Annotated in this window: 20 protein-coding genes; 5 read left to right on the top strand and 15 right to left on the bottom strand. The window is 54.7% G+C overall.

Annotated elements, in window-relative coordinates; all coding sequences use genetic code 11:
- Nucleotides 1-122: 122 nt before the first annotated feature.
- On the bottom strand, nt 123-902 hold the full coding sequence (locus VDP81_RS00970) for a hypothetical protein (protein WP_323011288.1): 780 nt from the start codon (nt 900-902) through the stop codon (nt 123-125).
- Nucleotides 903-1,036: 134 nt separating this feature from the next.
- Nucleotides 1,037-1,378, bottom strand: coding sequence for a zinc ribbon domain-containing protein (locus tag VDP81_RS00965; protein WP_323011287.1), 342 nt, complete (start codon nt 1,376-1,378; stop codon nt 1,037-1,039).
- 153 nt (nt 1,379-1,531) lie between these two features.
- Here VDP81_RS00965 and VDP81_RS00960 point away from each other — a divergent pair, with 153 nt between their 5' ends.
- Nucleotides 1,532-1,873, top strand: a complete 342-nt coding sequence (locus tag VDP81_RS00960; RefSeq protein WP_323011286.1) for a helix-turn-helix transcriptional regulator — start codon at nt 1,532-1,534, stop codon at nt 1,871-1,873.
- Between the two features lie 11 nt (nt 1,874-1,884).
- On the opposite strand, the gene VDP81_RS00955 is transcribed toward VDP81_RS00960, so the two are convergent.
- From VDP81_RS00955 to VDP81_RS00930, 6 genes are all read right to left on the bottom strand, one after another.
- The gene (locus VDP81_RS00955; RefSeq protein WP_323011285.1) at nt 1,885-2,205 is read right to left on the bottom strand and encodes a hypothetical protein; all 321 of its coding nucleotides are present in this window, start codon (nt 2,203-2,205) and stop codon (nt 1,885-1,887) included.
- Nucleotides 2,206-2,275: 70 nt separating this feature from the next.
- Nucleotides 2,276-3,175 (bottom strand): hypothetical protein, encoded by a 900-nt coding sequence (locus tag VDP81_RS00950; protein WP_323011284.1) that lies wholly within the window; start codon nt 3,173-3,175, stop codon nt 2,276-2,278.
- Nucleotides 3,176-3,255: 80 nt separating this feature from the next.
- Complete coding sequence (locus VDP81_RS00945; RefSeq protein ID WP_323011283.1) at nt 3,256-3,693, bottom strand: JAB domain-containing protein; 438 nt, start codon at nt 3,691-3,693, stop codon at nt 3,256-3,258.
- Nucleotides 3,694-3,845: 152 nt separating this feature from the next.
- Nucleotides 3,846-4,835, bottom strand: a complete 990-nt coding sequence (locus VDP81_RS00940; RefSeq protein WP_323011282.1) for a lambda-exonuclease family protein — start codon at nt 4,833-4,835, stop codon at nt 3,846-3,848.
- 105 nt (nt 4,836-4,940) lie between these two features.
- Nucleotides 4,941-5,900 carry a DUF932 domain-containing protein gene (locus VDP81_RS00935; protein ID WP_323011281.1) on the bottom strand — a complete coding sequence of 320 codons (960 nt, stop codon included), beginning with the start codon at nt 5,898-5,900 and terminating at the stop codon, nt 4,941-4,943.
- Between the two features lie 97 nt (nt 5,901-5,997).
- A complete protein-coding gene (locus VDP81_RS00930) occupies nt 5,998-6,342 on the bottom strand; it encodes a hypothetical protein (RefSeq protein ID WP_323011280.1) in 345 nt (114 codons plus the stop codon).
- A gap of 105 nt (nt 6,343-6,447) precedes the next feature.
- On the opposite strand from VDP81_RS00930, the gene VDP81_RS00925 reads away from it, so the two are divergent.
- The 3 genes from VDP81_RS00925 to VDP81_RS00915 all read left to right on the top strand — a co-directional run bounded on the left by VDP81_RS00925 (nt 6,448) and on the right by VDP81_RS00915 (nt 9,775).
- Nucleotides 6,448-8,052, top strand: a complete 1,605-nt coding sequence (locus VDP81_RS00925; protein WP_323011279.1) for a dGTP triphosphohydrolase — start codon at nt 6,448-6,450, stop codon at nt 8,050-8,052.
- Nucleotides 8,033-8,758, top strand: a complete 726-nt coding sequence (locus tag VDP81_RS00920; RefSeq protein ID WP_323011278.1) for a hypothetical protein — start codon at nt 8,033-8,035, stop codon at nt 8,756-8,758. Before VDP81_RS00925 ends, VDP81_RS00920 begins: the two co-directional genes overlap by 20 nt.
- 105 nt (nt 8,759-8,863) lie before the next feature.
- On the top strand, nt 8,864-9,775 hold the full coding sequence (locus VDP81_RS00915) for a hypothetical protein (RefSeq protein ID WP_323011277.1): 912 nt from the start codon (nt 8,864-8,866) through the stop codon (nt 9,773-9,775).
- A 54-nt stretch (nt 9,776-9,829) separates the two neighbouring features.
- On the opposite strand, the gene VDP81_RS00910 is transcribed toward VDP81_RS00915, so the two are convergent.
- The 7 genes from VDP81_RS00910 to VDP81_RS00880 all read right to left on the bottom strand — a co-directional run bounded on the left by VDP81_RS00910 (nt 9,830) and on the right by VDP81_RS00880 (nt 16,054).
- Nucleotides 9,830-11,221 carry a tyrosine-type recombinase/integrase gene (locus VDP81_RS00910; RefSeq protein WP_323011276.1) on the bottom strand — a complete coding sequence of 464 codons (1,392 nt, stop codon included), beginning with the start codon at nt 11,219-11,221 and terminating at the stop codon, nt 9,830-9,832.
- Nucleotides 11,222-11,995: 774 nt separating this feature from the next.
- On the bottom strand, nt 11,996-12,301 hold the full coding sequence (locus VDP81_RS00905) for a DUF3147 family protein (RefSeq protein WP_323012374.1): 306 nt from the start codon (nt 12,299-12,301) through the stop codon (nt 11,996-11,998).
- Between the two features lie 119 nt (nt 12,302-12,420).
- A complete protein-coding gene (locus VDP81_RS00900; RefSeq protein ID WP_323011275.1) occupies nt 12,421-12,840 on the bottom strand; it encodes a DUF1398 domain-containing protein in 420 nt (139 codons plus the stop codon).
- A 13-nt stretch (nt 12,841-12,853) separates the two neighbouring features.
- Nucleotides 12,854-13,144 carry a hypothetical protein gene (locus VDP81_RS00895; protein WP_322994846.1) on the bottom strand — a complete coding sequence of 97 codons (291 nt, stop codon included), beginning with the start codon at nt 13,142-13,144 and terminating at the stop codon, nt 12,854-12,856.
- A 35-nt stretch (nt 13,145-13,179) separates the two neighbouring features.
- The gene (locus tag VDP81_RS00890) at nt 13,180-13,341 is read right to left on the bottom strand and encodes a hypothetical protein (protein WP_322994847.1); all 162 of its coding nucleotides are present in this window, start codon (nt 13,339-13,341) and stop codon (nt 13,180-13,182) included.
- Nucleotides 13,342-13,403: 62 nt separating this feature from the next.
- Nucleotides 13,404-13,994 carry a response regulator transcription factor gene (locus VDP81_RS00885; protein WP_322994848.1) on the bottom strand — a complete coding sequence of 197 codons (591 nt, stop codon included), beginning with the start codon at nt 13,992-13,994 and terminating at the stop codon, nt 13,404-13,406.
- 47 nt (nt 13,995-14,041) lie between these two features.
- Nucleotides 14,042-16,054 carry a sensor histidine kinase gene (locus tag VDP81_RS00880; RefSeq protein ID WP_322994849.1) on the bottom strand — a complete coding sequence of 671 codons (2,013 nt, stop codon included), beginning with the start codon at nt 16,052-16,054 and terminating at the stop codon, nt 14,042-14,044.
- A 222-nt stretch (nt 16,055-16,276) separates the two neighbouring features.
- Here VDP81_RS00880 and VDP81_RS00875 point away from each other — a divergent pair, with 222 nt between their 5' ends.
- Nucleotides 16,277-17,269 (top strand): TRAP transporter substrate-binding protein, encoded by a 993-nt coding sequence (locus VDP81_RS00875; RefSeq protein ID WP_322994850.1) that lies wholly within the window; start codon nt 16,277-16,279, stop codon nt 17,267-17,269.
- Nucleotides 17,270-17,274 lie beyond the last annotated feature (5 nt).

The following is a 17,274-nucleotide window of genomic DNA, read 5'->3' as shown; positions in this document are numbered from 1 at the left end:
GGTTTTTGATCAGCTAAGAGTTTCATAAATAGGACTAAGGCGTGATCTCAAGAATCTATTGCTCAGGAATCGAGTGAGATGATTTTTGATGAATTTTTTGGAAGAGCTAAGTGGTCAATTGTTTATTGCCACTCAACTGGTTTGAGAGAAATATCCTCTATATCGTGCTGTAAGGTATCAATTTGGCAAGTAATCGTAGAAACATGCTGGCCTGATACTTCAACGTTGATGCCAGCAACCATTTCGTGCTCCTCGCTCATTCTGTCCGTAGAGACAAATACTTCATAAGCGGTATTCCCATTTGGGATTTGTACGCTGTAGGTGATGCTGTTTCCTCGGCCGTCCCACTGGAATGTACTGGCTTCAGAACGAGGCACGGAAAGGGAGAGTTCAGGCGATTGGCCTTTTTTGCCAAAGTTGTACTGCAGGGTTTCCCCAGAATCACATACCGCTACCGCTTTACCTTTCGCCGTGGTGCAAGCAAAGATGAGCTTGTCATTAGGGCATGCTGCATGCTTGTCTGCTGGAGTGGCATTCGTCGAATTCTCTTGAGCAGCTTCCGGCGCTGCGGGCTTGGTGGGTTTGTTTAACGCCTCTTGAAACATTGCCTTCAGCTCTGCTTCAGATATTTTGGTATGAGAGGATTTAGACGTCTCTTGGCTTTCTGAGTTTATTTGCTTGGTTTCCAGGATGGAGCCGATGATGGCTAAAATAAAAAATCCGAGAAGCACAAACTTGTACCACTTTGGAAAGGCTTGGATTTCGCCTTTTTTGGAAAAGTAAAAATTACCAAAAAACGCCATGACGATAATGGCTGGCATGAAGATAACTGCACCAATGATGGCGAACCACCATTTCCGGTACCAAGGGACCTGGCTGTAAGAAGTGTATTGGGTAGACATAGATGCTTTCTGTGAGGATTGTCTTTTTGGGATAAGAAATCAGCAGACTAGCCATGGCCGCACCGGGAAAGTACGGCCATGGCGTTGCTGTATGCGTCTCAGACATCGAGATGCATCGTGTAGTGAGAAACGATTCAGGCTCCGAAAAGAGCCAGTAAGCTGATGGCAGACATGACGATTCCCGCGATGGAAAGACCTTTTCCCCACCGTTTTTGAACCAAGCTGATGATTGCGAAAACAAGGCTGACGACCCCAAATAGGATGATCCCAAGGATTTGCTCGGAATCGGCTCCGTCTGCGAATGCCGCCATCGTTGCCAGGATGGCAAAGATCCCTAGAACCAGGGCTGTGATAGCCATCCACTTTGACCCTTGTTGTCCGCTGCTGCTACCGGATTGAGTTGCCCCGCAGTGGGGGCAGGCTGTTGCGCTGTCGTGTATCTCTTTGCCGCATCCTCGGCAGAAAATCATGGCCATATCAAGTCCTTATGCAAAAGTGTCGTGTTGAAGATTGTTTGTGAGTCAATGTAATCACAGCTTTATACAACTTTAAAGGTTGATTAACAACTTTATAAGTCCTTCATCTGACTAAGGTGATACCAGACCATCCCGGATGGAAGTGGAGGTGGTATGCCCGAGATTGAGATGAAGCGGTTGGCTGGGTTGGTTGGTCGTGCGATTGCAAAGCGCCGGATGGCTTGCGAACTGACCCAGGAGCAGGTTGCCGAGCGCTTGAAAATTGGCGTTGAAGCGGTGTCGCGAATCGAACGCGGCATCGTGCTGCCAACGGTGATTCGCCTGGGAGAGTTCGCCGAAATATTCCAGTGTGATGTGGCTGATTTGGTTACAGAGACCAGCGCACGGCCCACGGATCAGGCCCGGCATCTTGAGCGCTTGCTGTCAGGGCTGGCGCATGGAGACAGAGCTATGATCTTGGAGATCGTGGAACGTCTGGTTGTCCGCCTGGGGTAAAGCCGTAGCAGCTAACGCGGGTATTGCGCAAGATCGGCATCAGGCACCATGATGGTTGTCGTCCTCCGGTCAGCGTCTGTGATGATCCAAATTTCAGTGTTCTTGGCTAGGGCGTAGCGCGACAGTACTCGCATGTCCAGAAGCAGTGCGATTTCGTTTTGCAGGATGTCTTGAGCGCTGAGATCTCCCCAGTCTCTGTGAAGATGTCTGTGCAGCAAAAAAACACCTTCAGTTGCCGTGGCTTCCAGAGCTAAGATGGCTGCGGCGGTGATCCGTATTTTGCCCAGCGAGAATCTGGTTTTTCGGGTGGTGAGTGCTGTGTCTGGTGACATGGTGGTGCTCCAAAAAAGAAGCCCAGCGGGTTGGGCGCTAGGCTGATTAATGAGGCGGTCAAGGGAGGCTCTAAGCGGCGGCTTTTTCAGTCTTGTCCTTGAGCTTGTCCGCCAACGAACGAGGTTGGAGGTGTTGATCGCTGGCAGTGGGGGCGGGTTCTGCGCCAGACTGTTCAGGAAAAAATTCCTCTGCAACAGTCGATAGATCGTCTTCGGTGTCCTCGAATGATCCATTGCCAAAGCCCAGCCGAGCCGCCTCATCCAGGGCCGCTTGATCAAAGCCCTGGGCTTGACGTGCTGCATCGGCTTGCCGTGCCGCCTGAATCGCCTCGGGCAGCGCCATGTCGTCGCGGATGACCAGATCGACGTAATAGATGGGGGTGCGGTAGCTTTGCGTGGTCGATTTGCTGCGCAGCTTCAGTTCCAGCGGCAGGGTCGCCAGCAGCCCACCTGAGACCGCTGCGTAATAGCGCAGGCGGGCAGCCAGCGTGCGGATCGAGTTGTAAGAAGTCGTGCGAAAAATAAAGACACCCAGATCGTCCCCACCACCGACCTTGACGTACAGTCGTCCATAGGGCTTTGTGTCGGCCAGTCGCAGGCAGCAGTCCTGAGTGCTGGCGCAGGTAACGGTTTCCATCCCTTGAGAGGTGCGGCGCTGGCAAGTCACCCCATCACTGACTGCAATAGGCCGCCCTGTCTGGCGGTCGAATTGTGCATATTCAGCACGCAGGTTGAGATCAGGATCATTGAAAGGCAGCATGATCTGGATGGCTCGCAGCTTGGCGGTCTGGGTGCGTTTTAACTCGGCTTCATGGGCCGGATGCAGCAGCCAGCCATCGTGGTTCTGTACCTGGGTGGTGATGGTGAATTGATCGTCTTTTTCTGGCAGGCGCTTGCCGTTTTTCTCAACGACGCGGCCTATGGAGATGCGCCCGATGATGGGCGGCGTAATGACAAAGCCTTTCAGCATGGTGAGGCTCCTGTAAATTAAAGCAGCCCGTTGACGGCGGGCATGTAGGGAAATAGATGGAATTGGTAGCGTCGGATTGGCTACATGCGGCCGATTTCAGCCAGTGACGTGCTGCCGTAGCGTCCAACAACGATGTGATCCAGTACGCGGATCTCCACCAGCGCCAGGGCGCTTTTCAAACGCTGGGTGGTCTCAATGTCTGCGGGGCTGGGGGCGGACACGCCCGAAGGGTGGTTGTGGGCAAAGATTGCTGCTACCGCGTTGTTTGCCAAGGCAAGCTTGACGACTTCGCGGGGGTAGACGGCAGACGTATTGATCGTGCCCCGGAAGAGTTCATGAAAGCCGATGATTCGCTGCATGCTATCGAGCAGGACCATGGCAAAGACTTCGTGTTCGTAGTCCTGCATCAAGTTTTGCAGGTAATCCTTGGTGCGTTCCGGTGTCACCAGAAACCGGCCTTTGGCGAGCCGGTCGCGTGAGAGCTGACGCGCCATGGCCAGAATGTCACCTTCGCTCATTACGGTCGAATCCAGGACGTATAAGCCCTGAATTTCGCTCGCTTTGAATTTTCGGTAGCGCATGGGCCACCTCCTTCTGAAAGCAGAATAGAAAATGCCGCCCGTGATGGCGGCATGTCGTGGGGGGCCTGCAAGGCAGGTAGGGCGGGTGCTCAGGCCAGCACCCGAAAGCGCCGCGATCCAGGCCGCGTGCGGGCGTATTGCACCGCCAGATCGGGGTAATCCAGCAGCAGCCGTTCAACATCCAAGGACGTGGCATCCTTGCTGCGCTTGAAGCTGATCCGACCAGTCTCGAATTGGGCCGATTCGGCATTGCCCATGGCTTGCAGCAGGGTTTGCTTCATTTTCTCGGCATGGGCTTCCCGATCTTTGAGGTCGGCCTGCATCATGACAAGATCGGCGAAGGTGGCCGAGAGCGTCCGGTCGTCGCTGAAGTCCACTGCGCCGCCGTGGCCTGGGTATAAGCAGCGCAAGGCCCGATCTGCTGATACCGAGCCGTCCGCTGGGGGCGGAATGTCACGCACGACGTAATCCCAGAATTGAGCTTCAAGCTGGATCAAGCGGCCAATCAACTCGTCGTCACGCTCTATGCGGTACACGTCAAGCCGTTGGCCGCATAGCAGCACGGCCACGTCGGCGGCCCGCTTGCCGGTGACGGCCAACTGGTGCTGAACTTGAAGCTGGACATATTCAGGGACGCCCTCGCGCCAGAGCCGTGCACCGTATTCCCCGGTGGTTTTGCATTCCAGAATTTGCACGGCGGAATTGCTAATCACTTCGCGGTCGAGGTTCGCCAGCATCCAGGGGTATTGCGGGTGTTGCAGGACAGCGTTGACCTTGCGCACCTTGCGCCCGGTCTGCTGCGTATAGGCGGCTGCAACAATCGGCTCCAGCAGCGTGCCCCAGTACACGGGCTCTGTGGTGTCCTGGGGATCTGGTTTGGGCAGTGTTGCGTCGCGGTTGGTCTTCTCCAGCCAAAGCTCCAGAGGGCTTTTATAGGGAGAAAGCCCCACCGCTGCTGCTGCATCCGAGCCGCCAATGCCGGTCTTGCGGACTTCCAGCCATTCGGCCCGCTCGATGGTGCGCGTATCGACCAGGCGCAGTGCCGGGCGCGTGTCTGGCTGTCGCTTGGGTAATGCCATGATGAAAACCTCCAGAATGAAGAAACCCGGTCAGCGCGTGGGCGCTGCCGGGCTTCATGGGGTTGTGTGGTGCTAACGGAGTGATGTGAACAACAGGGGACTTGCCTATGCCACGAGCTTGAGGGCTTCATCCCAGGCCTTTTGCTTGATGGCAGCTCCTTGGCCAAACCAAGCGGCATCCAGCCGGTGATCGGTGCTGCGGGAACGACGATGATGATCCACGAACTCGGTGACGGCGCCCAACAGCCCCCAGGCAGTGCCAGCGGCTGATCCGAACTCAGCCCCCATGCCATGCCCGTTATAGAGGCCCTGAACGCTTTTAAGCGCCTGGTTGTTGATGACCGGCTGCTGGGTATCTGTGCTTGCCGGATAGGTCAGTACACGGCGCAGAAACGTTTCAGCCTCGGTGTCCTTGACCTTGCAGTCGGCCAGGGCCTTCATGCGAACCATGAAGCTATCCCAGCTGGATACCGCGATGCCTAATTGACGCTTTACGCTGTCGGGATCAAAGACGCTGCGATGCGAGACGCGCACCGTACCTGCTCCGTCACCCAGGGCAATGGCCAAGGTGTTGTTGCACACGACCCGTACAGATGTGAATTGGGCCGTGGTGGACAGTGTGCCGTCGCAGGCAGTCGCCAGCAGCAGATAGCCATTGACCTCATCGCGGCCTTTCAGCACGGCTTGTTGGCCAGTGCGGGCCAAGGCCCAAAGCTTGCGTCCGCCTTTGAGTACGCCAGCGGTTTCCAGCTCGTAGCCGCCCGTCTCGGTGAGATCCTTGTAAAAGGACAGGATTTCCTCGGGTTGCACCACCTGGAAGCGATCGGAAACCACCGACAACGGTGCCTTGGTGTCCGAGCGGTACAGCACCTTTTGGCCGGGAAAGGCATGGATGGAACCCAGGTGATCGTCTTGGGCGATATAGCGCACGTCACCGGCTTCGATCTGCCAGTGCATACCGGCCTGCTGCGCCCAGACTTCGAGCGGCTGGCGGCGGGCCAATTCATTGCCCAGGCCATGCCAGGGAGTTTGGCCGACGTAGGCCATGGATTCGACGAGGTGCATGATGTGCTCCTTGAAAGAGAATAGAAATGCTCATGCCTACAGCCCGCCAAGGCTGTAGGCATGGATGCGGTGATAAGGGAAGGAAACGGTGGGTCAGCTATTGTTTAGCGACGGAGACACGGAAGACGTGGCCGCAGTCCTGACATTCGTGGTTATCGAACACTAGGTCATCGAGCTGGCTGCCGACAGCGTGGCCAGTTGCGCAGCCTGTCGCGCCGCCCAGCAGCATGCCCATGAGGCCGCCCGCTAGGCCGCCTACGATGGAGCCGATGGGGCCAGCGACCAAGCCCAGGGTTGCGCCGGTTTCTGCGCCAGCCATCATGGCGGCAGCACCGCCAGCAGCGCCTGCGACGGTGCCGATGGCGCTACCGGCTTTGCTGGCGTAATCGCGGGTGGTGATGTGGGGGGAGTTGCAGCGGGGGCAGGAAAGGGATGGGGTCATATCAGCCTCGGGGGGAAGTGGCAGGCAGATTGGGACTGCCTGGAGCATTCGGAAGGAATGCTCAATAAGGTGATATGTGGATGAAAAAATCTGGGATGGTGGTTTATGATGGGCAGAAACTTAGGGCAGGCAGCTCTAAGATGGGGCGTAACCACACCATTCACAGTCGCAGCAGCATCTGTGAATGCAACGACAGTACAGTACCTTATGAACCAATATATTTCGTCGAGCAACCTATGGTCTCCAGCCCGTCACCCTCGTACTGCTTCGGTTGAAAAGCCAAAAACACCCAATGCGAATGAGAATGCTAGTCAGGACCGAACTAGGTCGAGTGATCGACGTTCGGTTTTTCAACATGACTATGATCGCCTCCTGTTTTCGACGCCTGTGCGGCGCCTTGCGGATAAGACGCAAGTTTGGCCGATGGATGAAAATGATGGCGTGCGAACACGTCTGACGCATTCTCATGAGGTCGCCAACCTTGCTCGTTCCATTGGCACCCGTGTGTACCATGAAAAAAAGGAGTGTTTTGAACGCAGCGGTATCGGTGTGGACGGCTTGCTAAACATTATTCAGCCAATTCTGCTGTCAACAGGGCTTGGGCATGATCTTGGCAACCCTCCGTTCGGCCATCAGGGTGAAGCAGCTATCGGGCACTGGTTTGTGCGCCGCAGCGAATGGATCTTCAGTAAAGCCTATTCGGGAAGTGACGGGTTAGGCCCTTCTCAAGGCGTGCCAGAGGAACTCCGCTCAGAGTTCACGCAGTTTGATGGTAATCCACAGGCGCTGCGTTTGCTGACGCGATTGCAAACGCATGTCGATGGAATCGGACTGGACCTGTCTGCAGCTACACTTGCCGCTGGGCTGAAGTATCCAGTTTGTTTCTCTAATGTTGATAAAGACAACCTAATCAAAAAGAAGGGAGGGTATTTCTCCTCTGAGCAGGGCGTGGTTGATTGGATTCGTGAACAGACAGGCCTTAGAGAAGGGCAGCGCCACCCATTGACATGGATTATGGAGGCTTGTGACGATATCGCTTATTCAGTACTAGATGTCGATGACGTGATGAAGAAGGAATTGATGTCTCCCGAGGACGTCTTTGTTATTCTGCGGCGATGTATTCCCGACGATCCTGTGATCGGTGATATTATCAAAAAATTTTCTATAGTTGAGAGTAAAGATTTACATCCAGCCACCCAACGGGATGTTAACATTCAGTATTTGCGAGCGATATTCATCGAGGCTTTAGTTGCGCATGCTAGCAACCAATTCATCAAAAACTCATCTGGAATATTTAATTTTAGTCATGAAGTTCCTTTAATGGATAATTCTAATTTGTGCGATGTTCTGAAGGGGCTTGCGAAGCGGTATGCGTTCAATAATCCCATGGTGCTGAAAGCAGAAGCACTTGGCGCTGCTGCGTTAGATGGGTTAATGTCTGCTTTTTGGAGTGCCATTTCCGATCGCAAGAACATTGAAGACATTGAATCAAAAAAATTGAGCGCTCGATCTAGCTATATTTTTTCATTAATCAGTCCGAATTACATACAGCAGGCAAAGGTAGTAGAAAATAATGGCTCTGCTTCAAGCGGAATTAGATATCGCGAGTTGCGCTTGCTTACAGATATGGTGTCTGGCATGACGGATACATATGCAATGCGACTCTGGGGCGAAATTCAAAAGTTACCTTATGCAAACGGCTCCAAATAAAGATGCCTTAAAGCGACGCTTAGATCGCTATTTCTGGGACAATCACTCTGGGGAGATGGTATTCTTACGTCGATTGATTAATGAGAATTTTCTTGAATTTAATCGCATTGCTGTAATTGGTGGGTTGGTTCGAGATTTTGCCTATAAGGGACGTTCGGGTTTTCGATCCGATCTTGATCTCGTTATTGATGCTCCGAAAGAGGATGTTTCGGAGTTGGCGGTTTTGTTAGATGCAAAACCGAATCGGTTTGGGGGATTTGGGTGTAAGCAAGGACCTTGGAAAATTGATTTTTGGGCGTTGGAAACAACTTGGGCGCGTAGGTATGTGGATGTGGAGCGTCTGGAGGATATAGTGTCCTGTACTTTTTTTGATTGGGATGCCATTGCTTATGACCTCCGGAAAAAGAAGGTTATCTGTTCTGAGGGTTATCTGAGAAAAATTAGAGAAAAAGAGCTAGATATAAATTTTTTGCCTAATCCCTCCCCGTTAGGTAATCTGGTGCGTGCTGTTCGCAGGTTGGTTCTTTGGGATGCCCACGCCGGGCCTATTTTAAGGAATTTTATTAATGAACATCTTGATGATGGTTCTTTGAAATTTATTCAAGAAAAGGAAATAGAGCTATATTCTCACGCCATTTCTACGCAATGGAGGACGGCTGCAGAAGCAAAAAAAGCGCTTCTTTCAAATGTTAGAAAAAAAAAATAATGTGCAGTTTTGCCTCCACCTGGATTGATTTTATATTTTTCCGATAGCGTTAAGCGATTTTTGCTACTATTTTAGTTGGTTATTTTTGACATACTACTGAAAAAAATGAGCACTCTACTACAACCCCCGTTTTCAGCGCGATCTAGAGGTCAGCATAGGCAGATTGATGCGGATTTTCCACCTTCGGCACGAATCGGTCTATTACATTTGCTAGCGGACCTTGTTGAGCGTCGATACTTGCCAGATTGGACGGTGGTGGCACGTGAGTTGCATCGAGTGGGGCGGTTTACTCTTGTTAAGTATGACGCATCTTCTGTAGCAAGCGTGGAGGAAGCTCGAGAAGATACAGAAGTTGCTCTCGAGGGGCTTGAGTGGGCAAAGGTGTATGACTTTTGTGAACGTCTGTACAGTCATTTGCCTCAAGAAATCGGATATGAAGATAGTTATAGTGGTTACACGGTTGAGGTGTCCCGTGGCAATATACAGGAGTACATTGCAATCGAACTACAGCGGCTCTTGCTTGAGGAGGACTTGGCATATGAGTTCGCAGAGGGAGTGATCCGTAGGCGAGGGCGAAAGCATACCGTGGAACTAGTGGCTAAATCACAAGTTGTCCTCGGTGATGCTCGGCTCTTGGATGCGCGAAGACATTTTGACAAATCCTTGCAGTTCTTTCGTCATTCAACGCATCCTGATTATGAAAATTCAGTGAAAGAGGCTGTGTGTGCGGTTGAGGCTGCTGGCAAAACTCTTTTTCCGATGGCCAAGGCCTCGACGTTAGGGGATCTTGTGAAGTGGCTTGGGGGGACAGCGGATGTCTCAGTTCCCAAAGCTGTCTGTCAGACGCTTGCGGGTGTTTATGCCTTTCGAAGTGGAGGTGAAGGTGTGGGGCACGGAGGGGCAAATGGGGGTAAGGCGACACCAGAGGTCACCGAGTACCTGTTAGCGGTATGTGCGTCACAGATCATTTACTTGGTTGACCTAGAGGGCTCTATGGAAGTTAATATTCCCTTCTAGATGAAATGGTTTCTTTGAGGATGTGGGCTGCATTGTTTGTGGCTCATACTTAACTTATTCAGCCAAAATCTCCTCAATCCGTTCCCCCAGCCGCTTCCAAGCCTCAGCCTTCTCCGTCGCATAGTCGTAATGCAAATAGTGCCGACGAACCTTTGATCCCGGCATGACATGATTCTGGCAGCGGTCGATGATGTCGAGTCCGATTCCTATCTCCTGCATCATGGTGGCACCCGTGCGGCGAAGGTCGTGCGGCGTCCATTCCCCATTCTTGCCTCCGCCCAGCACCAGACTATCGTCGTGCCGACGATGTGATAAGGGCTTGCTGCGCTTCTTGAATTGAGTCTGACGGTCGCCTACTTGTCGACTCACAGTCTTCAGGCAGATATGGGATTCTTCACCAACCTTATTTCGAGCTGGAAATAGCCATTTGGCATCTCCAACCAGATCCTTCAGTTCTTGGAATAGGCGCTTGGTGAAAGGGGAGAGGAGCACGGTATGCTCCTGCTTCTGCTGGCGGCGGCCTTTCGTGTTGGAACGAGGGATGAACCATGTGTCTTTGTCGAGATCAACATGCTCAGGCTTGGCCATCAATAGCTCGCCGATACGACATAGGGTGCCCAGACAGAGCCATAGGGCAATTTGAGTCTCTCGCTGCAGAGGCCTCTGATAGTCGTATTTTTTACCGGCTGGTGCAGCCTCATATTCTGCGGTGGTGCGGGTGAAGATATCGGCTAGTTCTCTGATCTCTTCTGGCAAAAGGACTCTATTCCGCTCTTCGGTGTAGTCATCTGGGATCAGCTTTTCAATATCCACCAGGTCTGCAGGGTTGCCATCAACGAGCAAGCCACGCCAGGGTTGCCGCTTTTCTCCCCAGGCCAGCATCTGTCGTAGGTCGCTGAAGGTGATGATGGTTTGCCGGATCACTCCGCGTTTTCGCTGCTTACGCAGCATCTCACGGATATGAGCGTCGGTGAGCAGGCGGAGTTCTTTGCAGCCGATGACGGGCAGCACATCCTTGCTAAATAGGCGTGCCAGTTCGGCGTTGCCATCCTTACGGGCGACACCATTTTCAATCCAATCGTTGTATAGATCTATGACCATTAGTGCAGCTTTCCGTGTAGCCTCGGCTGCTGCGATGGTTGCATGGACGGCTTGTTGCTTTTCGATGCGAGCGGCTTTCTTGGCGGCATTAGGGTCGATGCCATCGGATACGCTGACTCGTAGTTTGTCACGTTCAGTCCTGATGTCTGCCAGGGATTTTTTGGGCCAAGAGCCCAGGCGGTGATCTCGTTTTGAACCCTCTAACCAGTATTCATACCGGAAGAGGATAGTGACGCCGCGAACACCCGCCCGAACCTTGCCAGTCAGACCGCCATCCTCTCGGATGACGCGGTTATGATCGGCTTCTGTGAGTGCAGAGAGTTCCTTGGTAGTGATCTTTCCCATATACTGGTTCCAGAATTTTGCCCCATTTTTGCCCCATGAAATCGATTGGCTGTTAGTGGGTAGCTATAGACAGTCTTGGATGAGATAATACATGAAGAACCGCATATATAGTGACTTTCATGTTTTCTAATGCCGTCCATTAGAGTCTACCGGAATCTATATATTAAAAGTATGGGGTGCAAGGGGTAGCGAGTTCGAATCCCGCCGTCCCGACCAGCATTACCAAGGGTCTACAGATTTTTGTCTGTAGACCCTTGTTCTTTTTGCGATCTTCCTCTGGTACATCTGCGGCCCTCAACCTTCGCCCGAAGGTGTGCTTGAGGTCGTGGACTCGTAGCTTGGCAAAGCCTGGGTGGGCTGGGGCGCCGTGGGCTTTCTCCCATTTTTTCCCCGTTCTCCGCCTGGCATTGCGCCATGCCGTATCGTTCATCCTTCGCAGCACATCGTCCTCATATGGAAACACCCACTCTGGAAAGCGTACCGCGATCCTGTGCTTTTACAAGTGCCTCGTTTCAGCTGGTGATGCGCTCCAATTGTCGTTGCGGCCATCGGCATATCGAATCGGGGCATCAATAAGCTCTATGGGGCCAGCGTTGTCGAGGGCTGCCAGCTGGACAGCAACGTAGTCGCCGCCAATCCACAGATCCCTGACCCGCCCGCTGGAGACTATGACGCGTGGCAGGCATGGGTGCAGGATCAGGTGCTTGTGGCGTATGGGGTTTGTGCCGCTCGGCATCGGGAAGCGGTGAGGGCCTATGACAGGCTAAGGCCGAATCAGAACAAGCTCACCCCAAACCGCTGAACCACAGCTGCGAATAGTCCAAAGATGACGACAGTAAGAAGCGCACTTGCCCCGAGCGCGGGCCAGAAGCCCAACCGCGATAAGAGGGCTGGGAATACAAGGAACATCGGCAGCGTGGGTATCACATACCAGAATGTGTACCACGCATGATTGGATATCTTCTCCATCGGCTGCTTTTCAACATAGAGCCAAATGAGCACCAGAATCGTCATCAGAGGCAGTGAGGCAATAAAGCTGCCTAGCCTGTCGCTGCGTTTTGGCGTCTCAGTTGCCACCAGCCCGTGGCAACCAAACCGGAAATAGCGGCTGGTCTGTCAAGCGGTCGACTCCGAGTAGCAGAGAGGGCTGGCGCATTAGGGGCTTATGACTCGCTGCAGTGATCACGCACAAATGTACGCTAAGGAATTTCTATGGAAGGATATTGTTCGCTGTAGATTTCATTCCTGCAGCCGTAATAAGTGACAGAGCGAGCAATGAAGTCCACGTAAAACCGCACAACACCAGCATCCCATGCTGCTCGAAGGAATTGGGGGAACGTGCTCTCTCCGGCCTGATCGGCCCGTAGTGCCGCGATCAGCGCGTCACGATTAAATGGCGGCACATCGACAGTACCGGAAATCAAGGGAGTTTCCTGCACTACGACAGGACCATCTTCAGTCAAGTACAGGCTTTCGCAGGCTGGCAAAATCCATTCATTGCCTGTCACTCCCGCGCGCCGCAGTGTCTCAGCCAAGTACGGGAACCCGCCCGATTTTGGACGGCCCGCCATGGCTTTTTGTTGCGCTGTTTCCAGGTTTAGTATTGCTTTGCTTGTCATTATTTTTTCCTGATTACTGTTCAATCCTAACCTCAAACCAAGCCTCTGTCTCGCCCATCTGCTGAAACGCATCGTCCCGCGCCCGGCCAGCCGCCGCAATCCATTTCTTGGCCAGAGCAACATCCTCGGGCTTCATTTCGTCTGCCGTAGTGTCCTCGGCTGCCGCCCAGGCCTGGTAAGCGGCGAGCACGGCATCCGGCCCGCCCAGGGTGCGTTCCAGGGTGCGCTGAAATCGCCGTTCGGCCTCCTGGCGGGCTTTTTCGGGAATGTCGGCAGGGGCGTCTTGAAGGGTGATTGAGTACATGATTTTCTCCCAAATTTAACTGTTCGTTTATACAGTCATTTGAGGGTGATTTTATTTTTACCCCATTTTTTGCCCCACCGAATTTTTGCCTCACGTAGAGGGGCTGGCCTGAGGATTGCGGCTCCCAAAAAATCAGCGTAGGCAACACCGACCATACTTTGCTTTAGCTCAATCGGTTGGCGCGTCAGCAGTTCCATGCATACCGACTTTGTCCTGGATGCCTTGGAGCAGGCGCTGTATGACCGTCAGCTGACCCTGCCTATTTCAACAAACGCGCCAGTTCGACGGCGGTGCGGACCTGCATCTTGGACAGGATGTGCGCTCGATGTACCTCGACCGTGCGCATGCTGATGCCCATCATGTCGGCGATGACCTTGTTCATCCTGCCTTCCAGGATCAGGTCCATGACCTCGCGTTCGCGTGATGACAGCGAGGCCAGGCGTGTTTGCACCAACGCTTGATCGCCGGCCTTGAGTGATGCCTGCAGCGCTTCTTCCACGCGGTCTATCAGCTTGTTGTCGTTGAACGGTTTTTCAAAGAAATCGAAGGCCCCGCGTTTCAGGCTGTCGACAGCCATGGGCACATCGCCGTGGCCGGTCAGGAAGATGACGGGCATGCGCTGGGTCAGGCCGCGTGCCGCCAGGGTATCGAACAACAGGGCGCCGCTCATGTCGGGCATCCGCATGTCCAGCAGCAGGCAGTCACCTTCGGGGTTGAAGGCATAGTCTGTTCCCAGCATGTCCAAAAAAGGCTGGGCCCCATCGTAGCCCGCAGCGTGGATCTGGCGGGATTCCGCCAGCCAGATCAATGAATCCCGTATGGCTTCTTCATCGTCGACGATGTGTAGCACCTTGCTGTCTCCCCCTCTGGCGCGTGGTCTGAAATGACACGGCGGCTCTATTTTTTCATGTTTTCGGTGGCAATGGATGCGGGCAGCGAGAAGCGGAAAATCGTTCCCCCCTCTGGGTGGTCCGCGTAGGTCAGGGTGCCGCCGTGAAATTCGACGACGGTGCGACAGATTTTCAGACCCATGCCCATGCCATCGGATTTCGTGGAAAAGAACGGCGAGAACAGTCGTTCCTGTGCATGGGGCGGGATGCCGCATCCGCGATCAGCCACGCTGATGGTAACACTGCCTGGAGCGCTCGGGTCGGGGCCTGCGCCGATGTGCAGGACGCGGCGCGCCTGCTCTACATCGCGCATCGCCTCGATGGCATTGCGGGTCAGGTTGAGCAGCACCTGTTCCAGCATCATGGGGTCCGCCAGCACGGCGGGTGTGTCTGACTGGATATCGGTCTTGATACTGATAAAGTGCTGGCTGGCTTGCAGCTCGGCCAGTTGGGCGACGTCGGCGATCAGGGTCGGCAGCGCCACGGTTTCCCGGTGCGGCTCGCGCCGTTTGGCGAAGGAATGGACGCTGCGGATGACGTGTCCTGCGCGCTGGGCCTGGGTATTGGCCTTTTCCAGCGCGCCGCGGATGCGCTTCATCCCGGCGGCGTCCTGGTGCATGGCCGGGTTTTCCAACAGGTTCAGCGCACCGGTCGTATAGCTGGTGATGGCGGCCAGCGGTTGGTTCAGTTCGTGAGCCAGGGTCGATGCGATTTCCCCCATGGTCACCATTCTGGCGCTGGCCTGCAGTTTTTCCTGCTGGCGTCGGTTCAGTTCCTCGAATCGCTTGCGGTCAGAGATGTCCAGGATCGAGCTCATCCAGCCGGTCTGTTGGCCGGTCTCATCCACCAGCGCGGATTCGTAGACCAGGACGGGAAAGCGTTCATTGCCATGGCGCAAAAAGACGGTTTCGAAACCGTGGGAGCTGATCGTACCCGCCATGCGTTGCGCAAAGCGTTCCTGATATTCCCCCAGGACTTCCGGCGCCCAGTAGGGCATGGGGGGCGACAGTCCGATCAGGGATTGGGCCGGTATGCCGACCATCCTGCAAAAGGCGGGGTTGACGTAGGTGATTCTGCCGTTCAGGTCATAGACTCGCAAGCCGGTCACGAGGGAGTCTTCCATGGCCGTGCGAAAGGCGATCTGTTCGCGTAAGGCGCGTTCGACGGCGGTGCGGCGGTTGATATCGCGCCACAAGGCGCCAAGACTCCAGAACAGACCCAGCGTCAGTGCGACGACTGCGACGACCAGTAGATTGGGCAACAGGTTGGGGGCGCCTTTGACGCTGTCGGTGCGTAGCGTAATGTCTGCATAAGGCAGATGCAGGTCGTGCGCGTAGGTATAGACGCCGCGCCCTGCGCCGCCGGCCGTGCGCTGCCCGAGAGCGTTTTCATGGCGGTCCGTCAGACTGATTTGGTTTTTCTGGGCAAACCACCAGGGCACCATCTGTTCCAGGATGCCGGTCAGCGAATAGGTGGCGATCACCCAGCCGATATGCTGACTGCCTTGATGGATTGGAAAGAGATAGTCCATCAGGGCAGGGTGCTGCGCATCGTCCGGTGGGGTCGGCTGGATGTATTCCGGCGCATTGGTATCGCGTACGCGCGCCAGTTTCAGACGAAGTTCTTCCGACAGATCATCCAGGATAAAGCTGCCTTTCTGATTGGATGCCGTGCCTTTGCCATCCGCGTCGATCCAGGCGATGCGTACCAGTTCAGGATGATTGCGCAGCAGAAAATGCATGCGGTTCTGCAGCTTTTTATCCGCCAGGTGGGCGGTGGCGATGGCGTTGGCCAGCGAACGGATGTCGTCTTCGTTACGCCCCAGCTGAAAACGGATGGTCTGCTCGACCCACAGCGTATCGGCGATCAGCTGTTCCTGGCGCTCGGTGGATTCCATCTGCTGCGCCTGATGCGGCAGCCAGATGACCGTGGTCAGAAACAGCAGCGCGCACAGAATCGGCACCAGCCATTGCCAAGTGCGTCGGTGGATCAGCGAAGCGTAGGACGGAAAGGGCTTCATGCCAGATAGGATCAGGCCTGTCACCCCGCAGGCGGGGCGATGGCGGGAAGAGTGACGACAATGGCGACGCGCTTAGTGTAGCCGAGCCGTGCGACACAAAACGGGGCGGGTATTGACGTCCGCTTGTGGATTTCCACAGTTGAAACGCAGCGCCCGCTTGTCGAAAATGAGCGCACTTTCTTCGACAATGCAGCATCGAGATTTCCAAGACCCGCATCTGCCATGAAGCTATTCGCCACCCTGTTCGCCTGTCTGTTGACGTACGCCCCGCTCGCCGCCGCGCAGCAGGAGCCCATCGTCATCCGGTTCAGTCACGTCGTGGCCTCGGACACGCCCAAAGGCAAGGCGGCGGTGCGGTTTCAGCAGTTGGCGGAGCAGGCCACGAATGGTCGCGTCCGTGTGCATATCTATCCGAACAGCCAGCTCTACCGGGACCGCGAAGAGTTGGAAGCCCTGCAGTTGGGCGCGGTGGAAATGATTGCGCCTTCTTTGTCCAAGTTCGGACCATTGGATGCACGTGAGTTCGAAGTGTTCGACTTGCCGTTCCTGTTTCCCGACGAAGCGGCGCTGCACCGGATCACGCATGGACCGATTGGGGCGGGCATGCTGCAGCGCTTACGGCTTAAGGGTGTCATCGGTCTGGCGTTCTGGGATAACGGCTTCAAATCTTTTTCCGCCAACCGCCCCTTGCTGGCGCCGACGGATATGGCAGGCTTGCGCATGAGAATTCAGCCTTCTCGGGTGCTGGATGCCCAGATGCGGGCGCTGGGCGCCCAGCCGATGGCCATGCGGTTCGGCGAAGTCTATGCGGCCCTGGAAGCAGGGGTGGTGGATGGCACGGAGAATCCACACTCCAACTTCTATACGCAGAACCTGCAGAACGTGCAGTCACACTTGACTGTGTCCAATCATGGTTATCTGGGCTATGTCGTCATCGTCAATCGAAAATTCTGGGAAGGCTTGCCTTCCGATATCCGCCAGGCGCTGGAAGCGGCCATGCGGGACGCGACTCTGTACGCCAGCTTAATTGCACGAGAAGAAAACGAACGAGCCCTGGAGGCGATTCGCGCATCTGGCGAAACGCAGGTCCATGTGTTGACGGAAGCAGAACTCAAAGACTGGAAAAGCGTCCTGGCGCCCGTCAGCGTCGAGATGGTGGACCATATCGGCGCGCAACTGATTTCTGATATTCGACAGGCAATTGAAGCCCCTTAGCGGGT

The sequence above is a fragment of the Castellaniella sp. genome, from assembly GCF_034675845.1.
In the GTDB taxonomy this organism is placed as follows: domain Bacteria; phylum Pseudomonadota; class Gammaproteobacteria; order Burkholderiales; family Burkholderiaceae_B; genus Castellaniella.
This window is presented reverse-complemented; position numbering and strand designations above follow the sequence as displayed.